Origin of the sequence: Pseudoalteromonas sp. TB25, assembly GCF_000497995.1 — a bacterium.
GTDB lineage: Bacteria > Pseudomonadota > Gammaproteobacteria > Enterobacterales > Alteromonadaceae > Pseudoalteromonas > Pseudoalteromonas distincta.
Genome location: NZ_AUTI01000360.1, coordinates 1 through 14,648 on the forward strand (window position 1 = coordinate 1; position 14,648 = coordinate 14,648).

Sequence of the window (14,648 nt, forward strand, 5' to 3'; positions counted from 1 at the left end):
CCTAGCCCTAGTAATGTAGCGAGCGCTGCCGTTAAGTTATATAAGTTGAATTCGCCAAACAGAGGCGATTTAATTGAAATATTACCCCAACTTGTCGACAACTGAGCCGAAATACCTTCACTTGAATATTCAACATTAGAAAAATAAACGTATCGGGCATTCTTAGGAGCTAAGTTTTTGCGGCCATAACAAATTAGGTTATTAAAATCATACTTTTCAAGCCATTGCTCAGCTAGAAAGTCATCTTGATTGAGCACTACAACTTGCGGTTCAAAATCACGGAAAAGCATTAATTTCGCATCACCGTAACTTGCCATGTCACAATGGTAATCTAAGTGATCGCGCGAAAGATTAGTAAACACAGCCGCTTTAAACTGACATTTAGCAACGCGTTGTTGCACTAACCCATGAGATGATACTTCCATGGCTACCAGCTTTTTATGCTGCGAATTTAAATCGCTCAAAATATGCTGTAAATCAACTGTTGAAGGCGTTGTGTTTATCAGTGGAATTAAGTTATCAGGATGGCCATAACCTAAAGTACCTATAATAGCCGACTCAGTACTACAAAATTGTGCTAAGTGGGCAATCATTGCTGTGGTGGTCGATTTACCATTTGTACCTGTCACACCAATTAAATCAAGAGTCTGACTTGGTTGGCTATAAAAGCGACTAGCTAATTCTGGAAGCTTTTTATCAAGCTCTGAGACTAAATACAGTGGCTCAAAATTGCTTTCAAATTCACATAATCTGTCAGCAATGATAGCTATTGCGCCATTTTCAATTGCTTTAGCAATAAATTGTCCGCCATCAAGTGTATGGCCTTTAATAGCAACAAATACATCACCTGGCGTTACTTCACGGCTATCAAGGCGTAAATGCTTTACCAGTTGCGAGGGCGCATCTATTTCGATGTATTTTAAAATATCCTTTAAATCACGCATCGTTATCTTTACCTTGTACGTACGCAACCTCTTCCTTGTCAGGCGCTACGTTTAATATTCTTAATGCGTTAGAGATGATTTCTGCAAATGCAGGGCCAGCGGTGGCACCTCCATAGTACACATCACCACCTGGTTCATTAATCATAACTACCACGGCTAAACGAGGATTACTTGCCGGTGCTACACCTGCAAAGTAACCTACATATTCATCACCATAACCACCCGCTACAGCTTTTTTAGATGTACCTGTTTTACCTGCAGCACGATACCCATCAACTTTTATGTTGCGAGCAGTACCGTCTTTTTCAAATACACTTTCCATCATGTGGACTACGGCTTCTACGTCTTTTTGTTTAAAAATACGTTCGCCTTCAGGTATATTATCTTGCTTTAAAATAGTCAGTGGTCGATTAACTCCACCAGCGCCTAACATGGTATAAAAGCGCGCCATTTGCGCAGTACTTACCGAAATTGCATAACCAAATGATAAAGTTGCAATTTCAAAGTCAGACCAACGACGATTTGGATAAAACAAACCGCTGCTTTCACCTACCATTCCAGTACCCGTGTCACTGCCAAAGCCTACTTTTTGATATAAGCCAACAAGGTAATCTTTAGGCACTAACTGAGTAACCTTCGCAACCCCCATATTTGAGGAGTACTTTAGTATTTCGCGCAGTGTTAGTTCGCCGTGATTACGAGTATCTCTAACTAAACTACCACCTAAACGCATCCAACCTGGATAGGTATCAATCGTGTCATCTGCCTGAATGGCGCCGTAGTCTAGCCCAGCCAAAATGGCTAGAGGCTTAACAGTTGAACCTGGTTCAAACAAATCTGTAATTGCGCGATTACGACGCTTATGAGGGGCAGCATCGCTTAAATTATTTGGATTAAATGAAGGACTATTTACCATTGCCAGCACTTCACCGGTTTTAACATCAACTACCATAGCTGAGCCCGATGTGGCTTTGTAAGTCAGTACAGCTGATTTTACAGCTTTGTAGGCAATAGCTTGAATTCGCTGGTCAATACTTAATTCTATACTTTCTGGTTCTACACGCTCGCGCTCGTCAAGTACTTCTACTTCACGCCCTTGTGCGTCTTTACGTATAGTGCGGCGGCCTTCCTCGCCCGTTAAAGCGTTTTCGTATAGCTTTTCAATGCCTTCAATGCCTTTACCGTCTATATTAGTAAAACCAATAACATGCGCGGTAACCTCACCGGCGGGGTAATAGCGTTTAGATTCATCTAGTAAATGAATACCTGGTAGGCGTAAATCGCCAATATAATTTGCTACAGCAGGAGTAACTTGGCGCTTTAAATAAACAAAGCGACGCGAGGGATCGTTTAATAGTCGAGAGTTAATCTTCTTAGGATCAATACGCAATACATCTGCAAGCTCACGCCAGCGTAAATCGTTTTTATAATATAGTGCAGTACGCTTATCAAGCTCAGCGGTATTTTCAGCTAAAGATAAATGATCTTCGCCGCTTTTACGTGCTTGTTTAATTACTTTAGAGACAAGCGATTTGTGCAATGCTTTAGGATCAGCATATACACTTACAACAGGCACACTTACCGCTAATTCTTTACCATTACGGTCAAAAATCATCCCGCGTTGCACATGTAGTTTTTCAACGCGCACGGTGCGTTTGTCACTTTCTGAACGTGCTTTATCAGGTTCTATTACTTGTAAATAAGCAGCGCGAGATACGAGTGTTACAAACACCATAAACACAACTGCACACACCAGCATAAAGCGCCATGTGATTAAATTAGTGACTGGTTTTTTGCCTCTATTTCTCATTGTACTATTATTACCTGCTCATCTTGACTCGTAGGTCTTTTCATTTTCAATTGTGATGTAGCTACTTCTTCAATGCGTGCATGTTGCGAATAAAATTCTTCTTCAACAAGTAAGTAGCGCCACTCTAAATCGAGCTCATCGCGTTCTTGTAACAATTGATCTTGCTGTATAAGTTGGCCACGAGCTAAGTGGGTTGTTTGCACAACAGCTAAACTAGAAGCGAATATCACAACCAACAAGGCCGAGGTTAGCTTATTAGCTCCTAGGCCTTTTAATATTTCAAAGAATAAATTAGGTTGCCGATAGCTCGCTTTTTTACTCATCCCAACCTCTGTGCAATCCTAAGTACAGAACTACGAGAACGTGGATTACGCTCTACTTCTGCAGCACTTGGCTTAATAGCTTTACCCACTGCTTTTAACGTCAGATTTTTATTTATTTGTGCATCAGTTAAAGGCAGACCTCTGGGTAATGCTTCTCCCTTACTCTGTTTTCTAATAAACTGTTTTACAATACGGTCTTCTAAAGAATGAAACGAAATCACCACTAAACGTCCGCCTGGCTTTAGCACTTTAACTGCAGACTGAAGCGCAGTTTGAATTTCTTCAAGCTCACTATTAATGTAAATACGAATAGCCTGAAAAGTACGGGTAGCTGGGTGTTTAAACTTATCTTTTACCGGTACAGCTTCATCAACAAGGTCAGCAAGCTGCTTGGTAGTTGTGATTGGCGTGTGCTCACGAACTTCAAGTACTTTGTGTGCAATGCGTTTACCAAACTTTTCTTCGCCCAATTTTTTAATTACGTGGGTAATATCATCCAACTCAGCCTCTGCTAACCACTGTGCTGCACTGCGACCTGTTGTAGGGTCCATACGCATATCGAGTGGGCCGTCTTTCATAAAACTAAAGCCACGCTCAGCGTCATCTAGTTGTGGTGACGAAACACCAATGTCTAATAAAATGCCATCGACTTTACCAATTAGATCGTTTTGCTGTGCTACTTCGTATAAGTTTGAAAAGCGAGTGTGTGCAATTGCAAAACGTGGGTCATCAGCAAATTTTTCAGCTGATTGTATTGCTTGTGGATCTTGGTCAATTGCTTGCAGGCGACCTTCATCACCAAGGCGTGCTAAAATTTGCCCAGAGTGGCCACCACGTCCAAATGTACCATCCATGTATATACCGTCTGACTTAATTGCAAGAGCATCGATGGTCTCATCCATTAATACGGATACGTGTTCAAATTGCGCTGTCATTAGCTATTGTGTGCCTTTTTTTGTGCCGTTAGAGTGTAAAATTATCTAAATCTTGGTTAGGTTCAAAATCACCAAGCCTTTCAAGCTCAGTATCTTGCTGCATTTGCTCGTGCCAACGCGCCTCGTCCCAAATTTCAAACTTATTCATCAAACCAACCAGCATGATTTTTTTGCCAAGAGATGCATGGGCACGTAATGACGGCGCAAGCAAAATTCGACCATTTTTATCAAGTTGATACTCTGTAGCGTTACCTAGCAACATACGTTGCATTCGTCGAGCTCGTGGATTCATATTAGATATTTTCGCTAAACGGCTTTCTATTTCGAGCCACTCAGCCAATGGATATAACCATAAACACGGTTCATTTAATGCGACGGTACAAATAACTGTCCCCTGATCTTCAGACAACAGAGATTCTCGGTACTTTGTCGGTACCGCAAAACGCCCCTTATCATCCAAACTCAGTGAACTCGCGCCACGAAACATAAAAAACCTACTTTGAAATTGTTTTATTCAATTTCTTGTTTATTTTATCCAATGAGATCCACTAAAAACCACTTTTTACCACAGTGCTCCAGTTTAGGGCTTGACAAGCCATTTTGTCAAGTAAGCTGACCAGCTTTAGTGAGTCCCAAAGCTAGAAAAAATAAGGGCTCAAGCGAAGCGTTTGAATTACGTGGGAAAAAGTGGGATTGAGGTAAAGAAAAATATCAGCTTTGCTTTTATAACTTTCTGTTTACATGCTTTGCTTACTGAATAACCAATGAATATTTACAATTTTTAAGGCGTTTTTATCCTCTTTGTAAAATTTACCTAGCCGTGTAGTAATAGTTACTGTTTATTTTAAAATACTAATTATCAAAAATTAAAAACCACAAACAAAACCTATCAAATTCAGTCAGTTAAAATAAATAACAAGTTTGGTTTAATCATTGCATCACCTAAATCACTATTTAAATTTTTAACTTATTAAGGATTGATTATGGCTACTGCAACGAATACGAAACCAAATACAACTTCAGATGTTAAGCCTGACGTTAAACTAACAAATACTGAGTCTCCTCTTACAGAGAAAGCAACATCAGCGGCGCACGATGCTGTAGATGCACTTTCTAGCAAAGCTGCAACAGCTGAAAGCAGTGTGCGTAAAGGAGCTTCTAGCTCAGCAGATGCATTGAGCGAAAAACAACTTATCGCACGTGAAAAACTAAGCGAATGTACTGCAAAAACTCGTGCTTTTGCTTCTGAAAATCCATTAGCAACGGCGGGTATTGCTTTTGCTGCGGGTATGCTAATCACATCACTACTTCGTCGTAAGTAATTAGTGATGAATAACCCACAAACAACAGCAACCAAGGATGGTAATGCGCAAGACCAAACTACTGAGCAACATAGCCAAAAGGACGATTGGCAAGATCATGTTGCAATGCTTTTAGAGTATTCTAAGCAGCTCAAGGATGATTACCAAACTCAAGGAAAGATCACCCACCAGCTTGCTAAAGCCGAATGGCGGTTATCGCTTAGATCGCTTGCATTGATCACTATATTTTTAGGATGCTTTGCCAGTGGTTTGGTTTTGTTGTGGGCAGGATTTCTAGGTGCTGTTGGATACGGTGTATACGATGTTTTTGGGTCGGTATGGCTAAGTATTGCAACAGCTACTTTGCTACAAGTTGCTTGTTTAATATGGCTTTGGAAAAATACAGTTTACTTAAGCAATAAAATTGGCTTTAGTAAAACGCTTAAAAGTTTAAAGCAGCTATTTAACCTACAAGGAAATTAGTATGTTAGTTAACTACTTAATTAAAGCACCTAATGAAAACGTTGATGCTCTAAGTAAACAAATGGATACGCGCAGTGAATTGAAACGCCAACATCATGCAGCGTTCCAATATAGACTAAAGCGTTTTGCCGTAACCAAAGTTGGGCTTTCAAGTGCCTTTATCGCAGGTGCAGCAGTACAAGCGGGTAAAAGCGAAACCAGCTTCGTAAGAAAATACGGCTGGCTAGTGAACTTAATAGCTTAAGCGCTAAACATTTCTACCGTGATCAGATAAGTAATCAATACTTGGACCACTTGGCACAACTTGTGTTGGGTTGATCATTGTGTGACTAAAATAGTAATGACGCTTAATATGATAAAAATCAACTGTTTCAGCCACTCCTTTAACTTGATATAGCTCCCTAAGGTATCCACTTAATGCAGGATAGCTTTCAATTGTGCGTAAATTACATTTAAAATGGCCAACGTACACACTATCAAACCGAATGAGTGTAGTGAATAGTCGCCAATCTGCCTCGGTGAGCCTATTACCTGTTAAATAACGCTGCTTGCTCAGTATCCCTTCTACTTTATCGAGTGCTTTGAATAAATCGTTAAACGCCTCTTCGTATGCATCTTGAGTTGTTGCGAATCCCGTACGATAAACACCATTATTTATATTTGGATAAATCAACGCATTTAATTCATCAATTTTTGGTCGTAGTGCCTCTGGGTAGTAATCATCGTTATTACCTGTTAATTCATTAAATGCACTATTGAACATACGTATAATATCGGCAGACTCATTACTGACAATTTTATTTAGCTTTTTATCCCACAATACGGGTACGGTAACTCGCCCGGAATACTTAGGATTATTTTTTATATACACTTGATGTAAGTAGTTACTATTAAATAAAGCATCACCAGTACTGTGGTTTTGCGTATCAAAAGCCCAACCACTATCAAGCATATCAGGGCTAACAACCGACACCGTAATTAAATCTTGCAACCCTTTTAACGCTCTAAATATAAGCGTTCGATGCGCCCAAGGACACGCAAGTGACACATATAAATGATACCTGTTCGCTTGTGCTTTAAATCCGGCCTCGCCCGTTATTCCAGCGCTACCATCAACAGTTACCCAGTGACGTAACTGCGCCGTTTCGCGTTCAAACTTACCGTTACTTGAATCTGTGTCGTACCATTTATCTTGCCATTGGCCGTTAACTAATAATCCCATAAAACTCTCCTAAAAATACCGTTATATTTTGCCAAACTCACCGTTTTGATAATCACGCACTGCTTGCTGTACTTCTGCTTGCGTCGTCATTACAAACGGCCCCATATGAGCAATAGGTTGATTAAGTGGATCGCCTGCTAAAACCAAAACACCAGCGCCGTGCTCAGAGCTAATATTAATATCACTGCCTGGTTCTAAAATAAGTAACTTACCCGCTGGTATTGCTTGATTGTCGCTCATTATTAGTGAGCCGCTATGAATATAAAGCATTACTTTTTGTTGGCTAAGAGGCTCTAAATAAGTGCTTTTACCAGCAGGTAATGTAATATCAGCGAGCGCCGCATTAGCAGCTAAACTTTGCAGCTCGCTTGCAAGCGTTTCACTTTCTAACTGCCACGATCCCGCAAGTGCTTTTAACGTCACGCCTTGCGTATTTGTAAAACTAGGAGCTGGGTTTTTAGTCGTATCTTGATAACGTGAATCACGCATTTTTTCTGCGCTTGGCATGTTTATCCAAATTTGAAAGCCATGCAGACCATCTATAGCATCAGCGAGTGGCATTTCACTGTGCATGACGCCGCGCCCTGTGCTCATCCATTGCACATCGCCTGCTTTAATTGCTTCTTTGTTACCCATTTGGTCACGATGTTCAAAGCCACCTTTTAGAATATAAGTAAACGTTTCAATTCCTCGGTGCGGATGCTCTGGAAAGCCTCCCATATAATCTTTTTTGTCGTCTGACTTAAGTTCATCAATCATCAAAAACGGATCTAAATATTTACCATCAAACCCAGGTATACGGCTAATGCTCACGCCATCGCCATCTTGAGTTGCATAAGCTGTAAGTATTTTTGATATTTTCATTTTTTAATTCACTCTAAAGAATAAGTTTATGAGGCTATTAAATCATTCATTAAACAAAATAACTATGTCTTTAAATCGAGCTTAAGGTTCTATAAAATAGAACGACATTGATTCATTGGTTACATTTTCAACCTTATAATTACTATGGTTATTTGGAGTGAATTTGGCTACAATTGTTATTGCAAAATACGAAACTAAGGAATGGTTATTTTTACTTATTCTCTCAAACATCAGCTTTATCGTTTGCTTATATTGCTAAGTATTCCGGGCACCGCTGTAATTATTTTTACTCTGCTGCTTGAACGCCACCACTCTATTGAGCAAAGTGAAAAAAAAGTAGAAAACATTGCTAAGCAATTAATTTTACAGCAAAAGCACTTAGTCGATGATATTGACCGTTTAGCGCGTTATTTGGCTAAAGAGGAAAGTAAGAAAGAAAATCTAGCTACGTCATGCCCTAATTATTTTAATCAATTTAGAGCTATTTATGCCCATATTGCCAATATCGGGATTATAGATCCAAATGGCATTGTTATGTGTACAACAAGCGGATTAACCAAAACAATAAGTATTGCAGATCGTGCGTATTTTCAAAATGCCTTAAAAAGTAACCAATTGTCAGTAGGTTATTTTCAGCACGATAGAAACTTGCAAAAAAACACCCTTAGCTTTGCGTTACCTATCATTAATAAAAAAAATGTAATTCAGGGCGTTGTAGTTATCGTTGTTGCGCTTGACTGGTGGAACAATGCTTTTAATAATATTGAACTGCCACCTGGCTCTATTGCTGCAATCGCTGATTCTAATGGAAAAATTTTAGCGCGTTACCCACCAACAACTGCAGCCCTTGGCGATAATATTGCAAAGACTTTATTAGCAACTGATTCTTCGATTGATAATGAGGCATCAACAAAAATAAAATCTATTAAGGGTGAAGATCGAATGCTTCACCACTCTATTATTTATAAAGATCCGAGTAATAACAGCTTAAATATACATATTGCACTTCCTATTACACATGCTTTAAAGCAAATAAATAATAATTTTTTTATAGCGATTGGTGTGTTTATTTTATCACTGCTAGTGCTATGTTTAATTGCACGTAAGCTGCTTAAAACCAGCATTATCGACCCAATTAATAATCTAACAAATGCAACAAACGTGTTGGCTAAGGGCGAAATGCCGTCACAAAAAATACAGCCAAATAATCCAGAGCTAAATACTCTCTATCAGCGCTTTAAATCAATGGCGCAAACCAGGTTAACAGCCGAGGCTAATTTAAAAAACAAGCACGATGAGCTTACCAGCTTGCTTAATACTCTACCCGACAGTTACGTTAGAATTAACATCCATGGCGATATTCTCAACATAACGGGGCAATTTAAGCCTCAAGTAAACCCAAACAGCACTGCAGCACCTCATTTATCATCAATACTTTCTCACAACAATGTGCAGCTTTTGTTATCGCAGTTATCTAAGCTTGATGTTTCGAGTAATTTAGAATTTACACTCGAAAAATCAGATCCTAAACGTAGCTTTGAAGCACGTATTAGTGCAATGCAAAGTAAAAATGAATACGTTGTTGTGCTAAGGGATATAACACAACGAAAAATAAATGAAGAAGCACTCCACCTTGCCTTGCTAGTGTATAACAACAGTAGTGAAGGCATGATAATCACCGATCCAGCGGGTATAATATTTGATGTAAACCCTGCGTTTTGCAAAACGACTTTATATAGTAAAGAAGAAGTTATTGGGCGCTCCTCTTCAATTCTTTCATCAGGAAAACATGATAAGAATTTTTACAATAAAATGTGGTCTGAATTACAGCAAACAGGCCGCTGGCAAGGCGAGGTTATTAACCGTAAAAAGAACGGGCAGCTTTACTCTGAGTGGCTCACAATCGATACGGTTTATGATACAAACAACGCACCTATTCGTCGAATCGCGATATTTACAGACCTCACTGAGAAAAAACAAGCCGATGAAACAATTTGGCGACAAGCTCACTATGATCACCTAACTGACTTACCAAATCGTTTAGAGTTAAAGGAGCGATTAAATCAACGATTTTCAAGCATTGTTACTCCCGACAATCAATTGGTTGTCATGCTTTTAGATATAGATCACTTTAAAGATATTAATGACACATTAGGCCATCACTATGGCGATAACTTATTAAAACTCGTATCGCAACGCATAGTTCAGTCGGCAAAAAATGCTGAGTTTGTGGCACGTATTGGTGGTGATGAGTTTGTTATTGTGTTTAATCGTATAAAAAGTACGCGTCATATTAATCAAATTGCCAGTAATATTTTGCTTAGCCTATCGTCGGCTTTGCATCTTGAAAACGAAGAGTTATTTATTAGCGCCAGCATGGGCATAGCATGCGCCCCTAATGATGGTGAAAATACTGAACAGCTTTTAAAAGCAGCCGATCAGGCTATGTATAAAGCAAAAAGTAATGGTCGTAACTGTTTTGAGTTTTTCTCTGCTGACATGCGCGAATATGCACACGCGCGCATGGTGCTATTAAAAGACTTACGAAGTGCCATTGAACTTGAACAATTTGAATTGTTTTATCAGCCCATTGTTGCTTTGAATGATTTACATATTCATAAAGCTGAAGCACTTATTCGTTGGCAACATCCCGAAAAAGGCCTAATTAGCCCTGTCGCATTTATTTCACTTGCTGAAGAGACCAGGCAAATAAATGCAATTGGCCAATTTGTATTTGCTCAAACCTTGCAAACGCTTAACGATATAAAAACCCTAACCGATGATACTTTTCAAATAAGTGTAAACGTGTCGCCAGTGCAGTTATCCACGCCAGAGAGTGGTATAGATGAATGGTACGATATGCTAAAAGCTGCAAAATTACCTGCATCCTCAATTGTGGCAGAAATAACTGAAGGCCTAATGATTAACCCCGAAGCATTAACGCAACGTCGCTTAAAAGAAATAGTAAAATCAGGTATGCAGCTTGCCCTTGATGATTTTGGTACAGGATATTCGTCACTCGCTTACTTACAAGAAATGGATACCGATTATTTAAAAATAGATAAACGTTTTGTTGATAATATCCAAGTAGGCAGTCAAGAACTTGCACTGTGTGAAGCAATAATTGTTATGGCGCATCAACTGGGCTTAAAAGTAATCGCCGAAGGAATTGAAACTAAATTACAAATGCAGCTATTACTTGAAGCCGGATGTGATTACGGACAAGGTTATTTATTTTCAAGACCTTTAAATAAAAGCAGCTTTATGGCACTTCTATCTGATAAAAAAGTCGCTTTATTAAAATAAATAAACAAAAAATTACTGTTACGCAATAAATAATGCGTCTGCGCGGTCAAGTTAAGCAATCAGATATAAGTAGTAACAGGATTTAAAAATGGCAAAAGCAACATTAGAGCAATGGCGAATGTTTAAAGCGGTTGTGGATCACGGCGGATTTGCAGGCGCAAGTGCGGCTGTACATAAAAGTCAGTCAACCGTACACCATGCTGTTCAAAAACTTGAAGCCGCCTTGCAAATTAAGTTGCTTGAAGTAAAAGGTCGTAAAGCATTTTTAACCGATAGCGGTAAACTAATTTTACGCAGAGCTGAATTTTTAATTGAAGAAGCAACTAAAATAGAATCGGTAGCAAGTACACTAAGCGAAGGCGTAGAAAGCACATTAAAAATAGCTGTTGATGAAGTTTTTCCACACACCATTTTATACCAGGCACTTGCTAAAACGAGTGAACTTTACCCGCTTTTAAAGATTGATTTAGTAGAAAGCGTGCTAACCGGTGCAAACGAATTACTACATAACTCAGTGGTTGATTTAGCCATTTCATCAATTCCTATCTATGGAATTAGTTGCAGTACGTTATGCGATATAGAGTTTATAGCCGTTGCGCATAAAGACCATGTATTACACCAACAAACTGAACAACTCAACTTTCGCGATTTAAAGCTACACCGGCAAATAGTAGTTCGCGACTCAGCAACCCACACCAGTCACAATGATGGCTGGTTAGGTGCTGATATGCGCTGGACAGTCAGCCATTTACGCAACTCTATTGATATGGTTAATCAAAATTTGGGTTACGCTTGGCTGCCAAAAACACAAATAGCACATTTAATTGAAGATAAAACGCTCATCCCACTTAATTTAGACCAAGGTACAACCCGTACCCTTAATTTATATTTAATGTGCAACGACAACGACAGGCTTGGTCCTGCAGCACAAGAGTTTAAAGAGCAGCTTATAGCTCTCACTAACTTTAGCTAATAGCTATTCGTTTTTTACATCGAGGTGATCTGCCACATAGGCGCCTCGCTGCCCACGCTCTTTAGCTGGGCCTATAGTACTGTCTTTACCTGTTTGCTGCTCAGTAGCTGCATTAATAACAGCACCTAATGTGATTATATAAGCGCTGATATACAACCACATCAACATGATCACTACACCACCTAGTGAGCCGTAAGTTTCGTTGTAACTAGAAAAACGCGACACATAAAAAGAAAAACCTATAGATGCCAAAATCCAAAGTACAGTAGCAATAGACGAACCCATCGTGATCCAACGCCATTTGGCCGGTTTACGGTGTGGGGCATAACGATATAAAAGTACCAATGCAAAATTAAAGGTAAAAGCTAATAATGGCCAAGAGATGAGTTTAATTAATAAATCTATACTTTCTTTTAGCCCCACTAAATTAAGTACAATAGGTAAAATACCAATAATTAATAACGCAAAAATTGCGACAACAATCGCCCCTACCGAAAATAAAAAGCGTACTAATTGAGCTTTAAAAAATGAACGTTTATCATATTCACGATAACTAATATTACACGCAGTAATAAGTGCTTGGCTGCCCTTAGAACTACTCCAAATGGTAAGTATAAGCGTACCAATTGCACTTAAGCTCAAGCTGGCACTTGATGTTTTTGCAAGGCTAGAAACCTGAGATAAGATTAGTTCACTGGTACTTGGTGGGAGCAAAGTAACTATTTTACTTAAATGATCACTAATATCTGCAGGGGATGAAAAGTATGCATACACAGATACCATCGCCGCAATGGCCGGAAAAATAGCAAGTAACGCATAAAATGCCACACCCGCTGCCACTATAGATAAGTTATCTTCACTCATTTGCTTAAAAATGCGCTTAACAATATCCCACCAACCTATAAAAGGGATATGACCAGGCTGCTCAGCTTGCTGTCCTCGTTTAGCTTCTTTCATTCTAAACCTCAATATTTGTATTACATTACTACAGCAAAATGTTTGCCAAGTTAAATAAAGTATTTGGTACTAAACTTGCTGTTACCTAATATTAACGATTATAAAAACCAAACACGGACGATAAGCCATGCCTAGTAGCCAATCAAACATTATAGCTTTAAACAATACGCCTCCCAGCACGCAAAGTTTTCAAGGCGATGTGTTTACGTGGCAGTTTTTTCATGAACAAGCTGTGCAATTACTTCATGCAACAGCGCAAATATTACCCACACTATTACTCGGTATAATACTTTTAGCATTAAGCTATTTAATTTCAGGGCCACTTTCTCGATTGCTTATAAAGCCTATTGACTACATGACTGACAGTAAACTAGTTCATCTAGTTGTAAGGCGCAGTATAAGCACTTTAATTATTTTATTTGGCGTGTACTTATTCCTGCGCTTAGCAGGGCTTACCGAGTTTGCTGTCGCCATTATGAGTGGCACGGGACTAATAGGACTTATATTAGGTTTTGCCTTTAGAGACATAGCTGAGAACTTTATCGCTAGTTTATTACTGAGCATACAAAGGCCTTTTAAAATCGACGATGTAATTGAAGTAGACAATCGTTTAGGTATTGTTAAAAAAGTAACCGCAAGAGCAACCACACTTGTTGATTACGATGGCAATCATATTCAAATACCTAATGCGACGGTATATAAAAATACTATTAAAAACCTGACTGCCAATCCAAAAATGCGCGGAAAAGTAGAAATTGGTATTGGCTATGATAACGATATACGCAGCGCACAAACCCTCGCCCTAGCTATTGCCAATCAACAAAATGCGGTACTTAGCGACCCACCTGCGCAAGTTTTAATAAAAAACTTAGGCTCATCTACTATTAACTTCGTTTTGTATTTTTGGGTTAATAGCGAGCAACACAGCCCATTAAAAGTAGCTTCCCAGCTTATGCGCGAATTAGTTAATGAGTTTACAAAACAAAACATCAGCATGCCTGATGACGCACGAGAAAGAATTATACTCACCGACCCTAGTGAAAATGTTTCTAGTTTAGGGGAAGAACAACCATCGCAAGTGCAAAGCGAAAAAAGTGAAACTGTTGATCAAACTAAAACACTTGATGATGTAAGCAGTGATACCGACGAAATACGTGAACAAGCAGAGCAATCAAGAGACCCAGAACAAGGTAAAAATATTATTTAAAGATGCTTAAATTGTATTAACTAAAATTTAGACACAGAAAAGCCCGCAGCGTTAACTGCGGGCTTTTTATTGAATGAGTGAGTCAGCCGGTAAGCCGGGTTTTGTCCTTTCCGAAGAAAGTGATAATCATTCGTCTAGGCCATAAATCGCTCTATGGCTCAAGCAACCTACCCGGTTCTCACGTGGGCCACGCGTTCATTATTTAAAATGATAGAACCCTATTTGGTCTTGCTCCGAGTGGAGTTTACCTTGCAACCGACTATTACTAGCGGCCCGGTGCGCTCTTACCGCACCCTTTCACCCTTACCAATCGAGATTGGCGG

Annotated in this window: 14 protein-coding genes and 1 other RNA gene; 6 read left to right on the top strand and 9 right to left on the bottom strand. The window is 39.2% G+C overall.

Annotated features, from left to right (window positions below; genetic code table 11):
* From L652_RS0115260 to mraZ, 5 genes are all read right to left on the bottom strand, one after another.
* A partial coding sequence (locus L652_RS0115260; protein WP_024603534.1) for a UDP-N-acetylmuramoyl-L-alanyl-D-glutamate--2,6-diaminopimelate ligase occupies positions 1-944 on the bottom strand: 944 nt, incomplete at its 3' end.
* A complete protein-coding gene (locus L652_RS0115265; RefSeq protein ID WP_002957987.1) occupies positions 937-2,754 on the bottom strand; it encodes a peptidoglycan glycosyltransferase FtsI in 1,818 nt (605 codons plus the stop codon). The genes L652_RS0115260 and L652_RS0115265, both read right to left, overlap by 8 nt.
* A complete protein-coding gene (gene ftsL, locus L652_RS0115270; protein ID WP_002957986.1) occupies positions 2,751-3,077 on the bottom strand; it encodes a cell division protein FtsL in 327 nt (108 codons plus the stop codon). The genes L652_RS0115265 and ftsL overlap by 4 nt, the downstream gene beginning before the upstream one ends.
* Positions 3,074-4,012, bottom strand: coding sequence for a 16S rRNA (cytosine(1402)-N(4))-methyltransferase RsmH (gene rsmH / locus L652_RS0115275; protein ID WP_024596381.1), 939 nt, complete (start codon positions 4,010-4,012; stop codon positions 3,074-3,076). Before rsmH ends, ftsL begins: the two co-directional genes overlap by 4 nt.
* Positions 4,013-4,040: 28 nt before the next feature.
* Complete coding sequence (gene mraZ, locus L652_RS0115280) at positions 4,041-4,499, bottom strand: division/cell wall cluster transcriptional repressor MraZ (protein ID WP_007582904.1); 459 nt, start codon at positions 4,497-4,499, stop codon at positions 4,041-4,043.
* Between the two features lie 496 nt (positions 4,500-4,995).
* Here mraZ and L652_RS0115285 point away from each other — a divergent pair, with 496 nt between their 5' ends.
* From L652_RS0115285 to L652_RS0115295, 3 genes are read left to right on the top strand one after another with little or no spacing between them, the layout of a single operon-like run.
* Entirely contained in the window at positions 4,996-5,334 is a 339-nt protein-coding gene (locus L652_RS0115285) for a hypothetical protein (protein ID WP_002957982.1), read from the top strand.
* Between the two features lie 6 nt (positions 5,335-5,340).
* Positions 5,341-5,796, top strand: coding sequence for a hypothetical protein (locus tag L652_RS0115290; RefSeq protein ID WP_024596382.1), 456 nt, complete (start codon positions 5,341-5,343; stop codon positions 5,794-5,796).
* Position 5,797: 1 nt separating this feature from the next.
* Positions 5,798-6,040, top strand: a complete 243-nt coding sequence (locus L652_RS0115295) for a hypothetical protein (protein WP_024596383.1) — start codon at positions 5,798-5,800, stop codon at positions 6,038-6,040.
* 3 nt (positions 6,041-6,043) lie between these two features.
* On the opposite strand, the gene L652_RS0115300 is transcribed toward L652_RS0115295, so the two are convergent.
* Positions 6,044-7,018, bottom strand: a complete 975-nt coding sequence (locus L652_RS0115300; protein ID WP_024596384.1) for a glutathione S-transferase family protein — start codon at positions 7,016-7,018, stop codon at positions 6,044-6,046.
* A gap of 21 nt (positions 7,019-7,039) precedes the next feature.
* Positions 7,040-7,882, bottom strand: coding sequence for a pirin family protein (locus L652_RS0115305; RefSeq protein ID WP_024596385.1), 843 nt, complete (start codon positions 7,880-7,882; stop codon positions 7,040-7,042).
* Positions 7,883-8,083: 201 nt separating this feature from the next.
* Here L652_RS0115305 and L652_RS0115310 point away from each other — a divergent pair, with 201 nt between their 5' ends.
* Both L652_RS0115310 and L652_RS0115315 read left to right on the top strand, forming a co-directional pair.
* On the top strand, positions 8,084-11,188 hold the full coding sequence (locus L652_RS0115310) for an EAL domain-containing protein (protein WP_024596386.1): 3,105 nt from the start codon (positions 8,084-8,086) through the stop codon (positions 11,186-11,188).
* A gap of 88 nt (positions 11,189-11,276) precedes the next feature.
* Entirely contained in the window at positions 11,277-12,161 is an 885-nt protein-coding gene (locus L652_RS0115315; protein ID WP_024603535.1) for a LysR family transcriptional regulator, read from the top strand.
* Positions 12,162-12,164: 3 nt separating this feature from the next.
* Here L652_RS0115315 and L652_RS0115320 read toward each other — a convergent pair whose 3' ends face one another.
* Complete coding sequence (locus L652_RS0115320) at positions 12,165-13,118, bottom strand: YihY/virulence factor BrkB family protein (RefSeq protein WP_024595416.1); 954 nt, start codon at positions 13,116-13,118, stop codon at positions 12,165-12,167.
* A gap of 127 nt (positions 13,119-13,245) precedes the next feature.
* Here L652_RS0115320 and L652_RS0115325 point away from each other — a divergent pair, with 127 nt between their 5' ends.
* Positions 13,246-14,325, top strand: coding sequence for a mechanosensitive ion channel family protein (locus tag L652_RS0115325; protein WP_024595415.1), 1,080 nt, complete (start codon positions 13,246-13,248; stop codon positions 14,323-14,325).
* A gap of 74 nt (positions 14,326-14,399) precedes the next feature.
* Here L652_RS0115325 and rnpB read toward each other — a convergent pair.
* An RNA gene (gene rnpB / locus L652_RS1000000124385) (RNase P RNA component class A) lies at positions 14,400-14,648 on the bottom strand; the annotation flags it as partial.

Bases quoted from the DNA above. Each gene is read 5' to 3' on its own strand.
- L652_RS0115265 (WP_002957987.1), bottom strand. From the start codon at position 2,754: ATGAGAAATAGAGGCAAAAAACCAGTCACTAATTTAATCACATGGCGC.
- ftsL (WP_002957986.1), bottom strand. From the start codon at position 3,077: ATGAGTAAAAAAGCGAGCTATCGGCAACCTAATTTATTCTTTGAAATA.
- rsmH (WP_024596381.1), bottom strand. From the start codon at position 4,012: ATGACAGCGCAATTTGAACACGTATCCGTATTAATGGATGAGACCATC.
- mraZ (WP_007582904.1), bottom strand. From the start codon at position 4,499: ATGTTTCGTGGCGCGAGTTCACTGAGTTTGGATGATAAGGGGCGTTTT.
- L652_RS0115285 (WP_002957982.1), top strand. From the start codon at position 4,996: ATGGCTACTGCAACGAATACGAAACCAAATACAACTTCAGATGTTAAG.
- L652_RS0115290 (WP_024596382.1), top strand. From the start codon at position 5,341: ATGAATAACCCACAAACAACAGCAACCAAGGATGGTAATGCGCAAGAC.
- L652_RS0115295 (WP_024596383.1), top strand. From the start codon at position 5,798: ATGTTAGTTAACTACTTAATTAAAGCACCTAATGAAAACGTTGATGCT.
- L652_RS0115300 (WP_024596384.1), bottom strand. From the start codon at position 7,018: ATGGGATTATTAGTTAACGGCCAATGGCAAGATAAATGGTACGACACA.
- L652_RS0115305 (WP_024596385.1), bottom strand. From the start codon at position 7,882: ATGAAAATATCAAAAATACTTACAGCTTATGCAACTCAAGATGGCGAT.
- L652_RS0115310 (WP_024596386.1), top strand. From the start codon at position 8,084: ATGGTTATTTTTACTTATTCTCTCAAACATCAGCTTTATCGTTTGCTT.
- L652_RS0115315 (WP_024603535.1), top strand. From the start codon at position 11,277: ATGGCAAAAGCAACATTAGAGCAATGGCGAATGTTTAAAGCGGTTGTG.
- L652_RS0115320 (WP_024595416.1), bottom strand. From the start codon at position 13,118: ATGAAAGAAGCTAAACGAGGACAGCAAGCTGAGCAGCCTGGTCATATC.
- L652_RS0115325 (WP_024595415.1), top strand. From the start codon at position 13,246: ATGCCTAGTAGCCAATCAAACATTATAGCTTTAAACAATACGCCTCCC.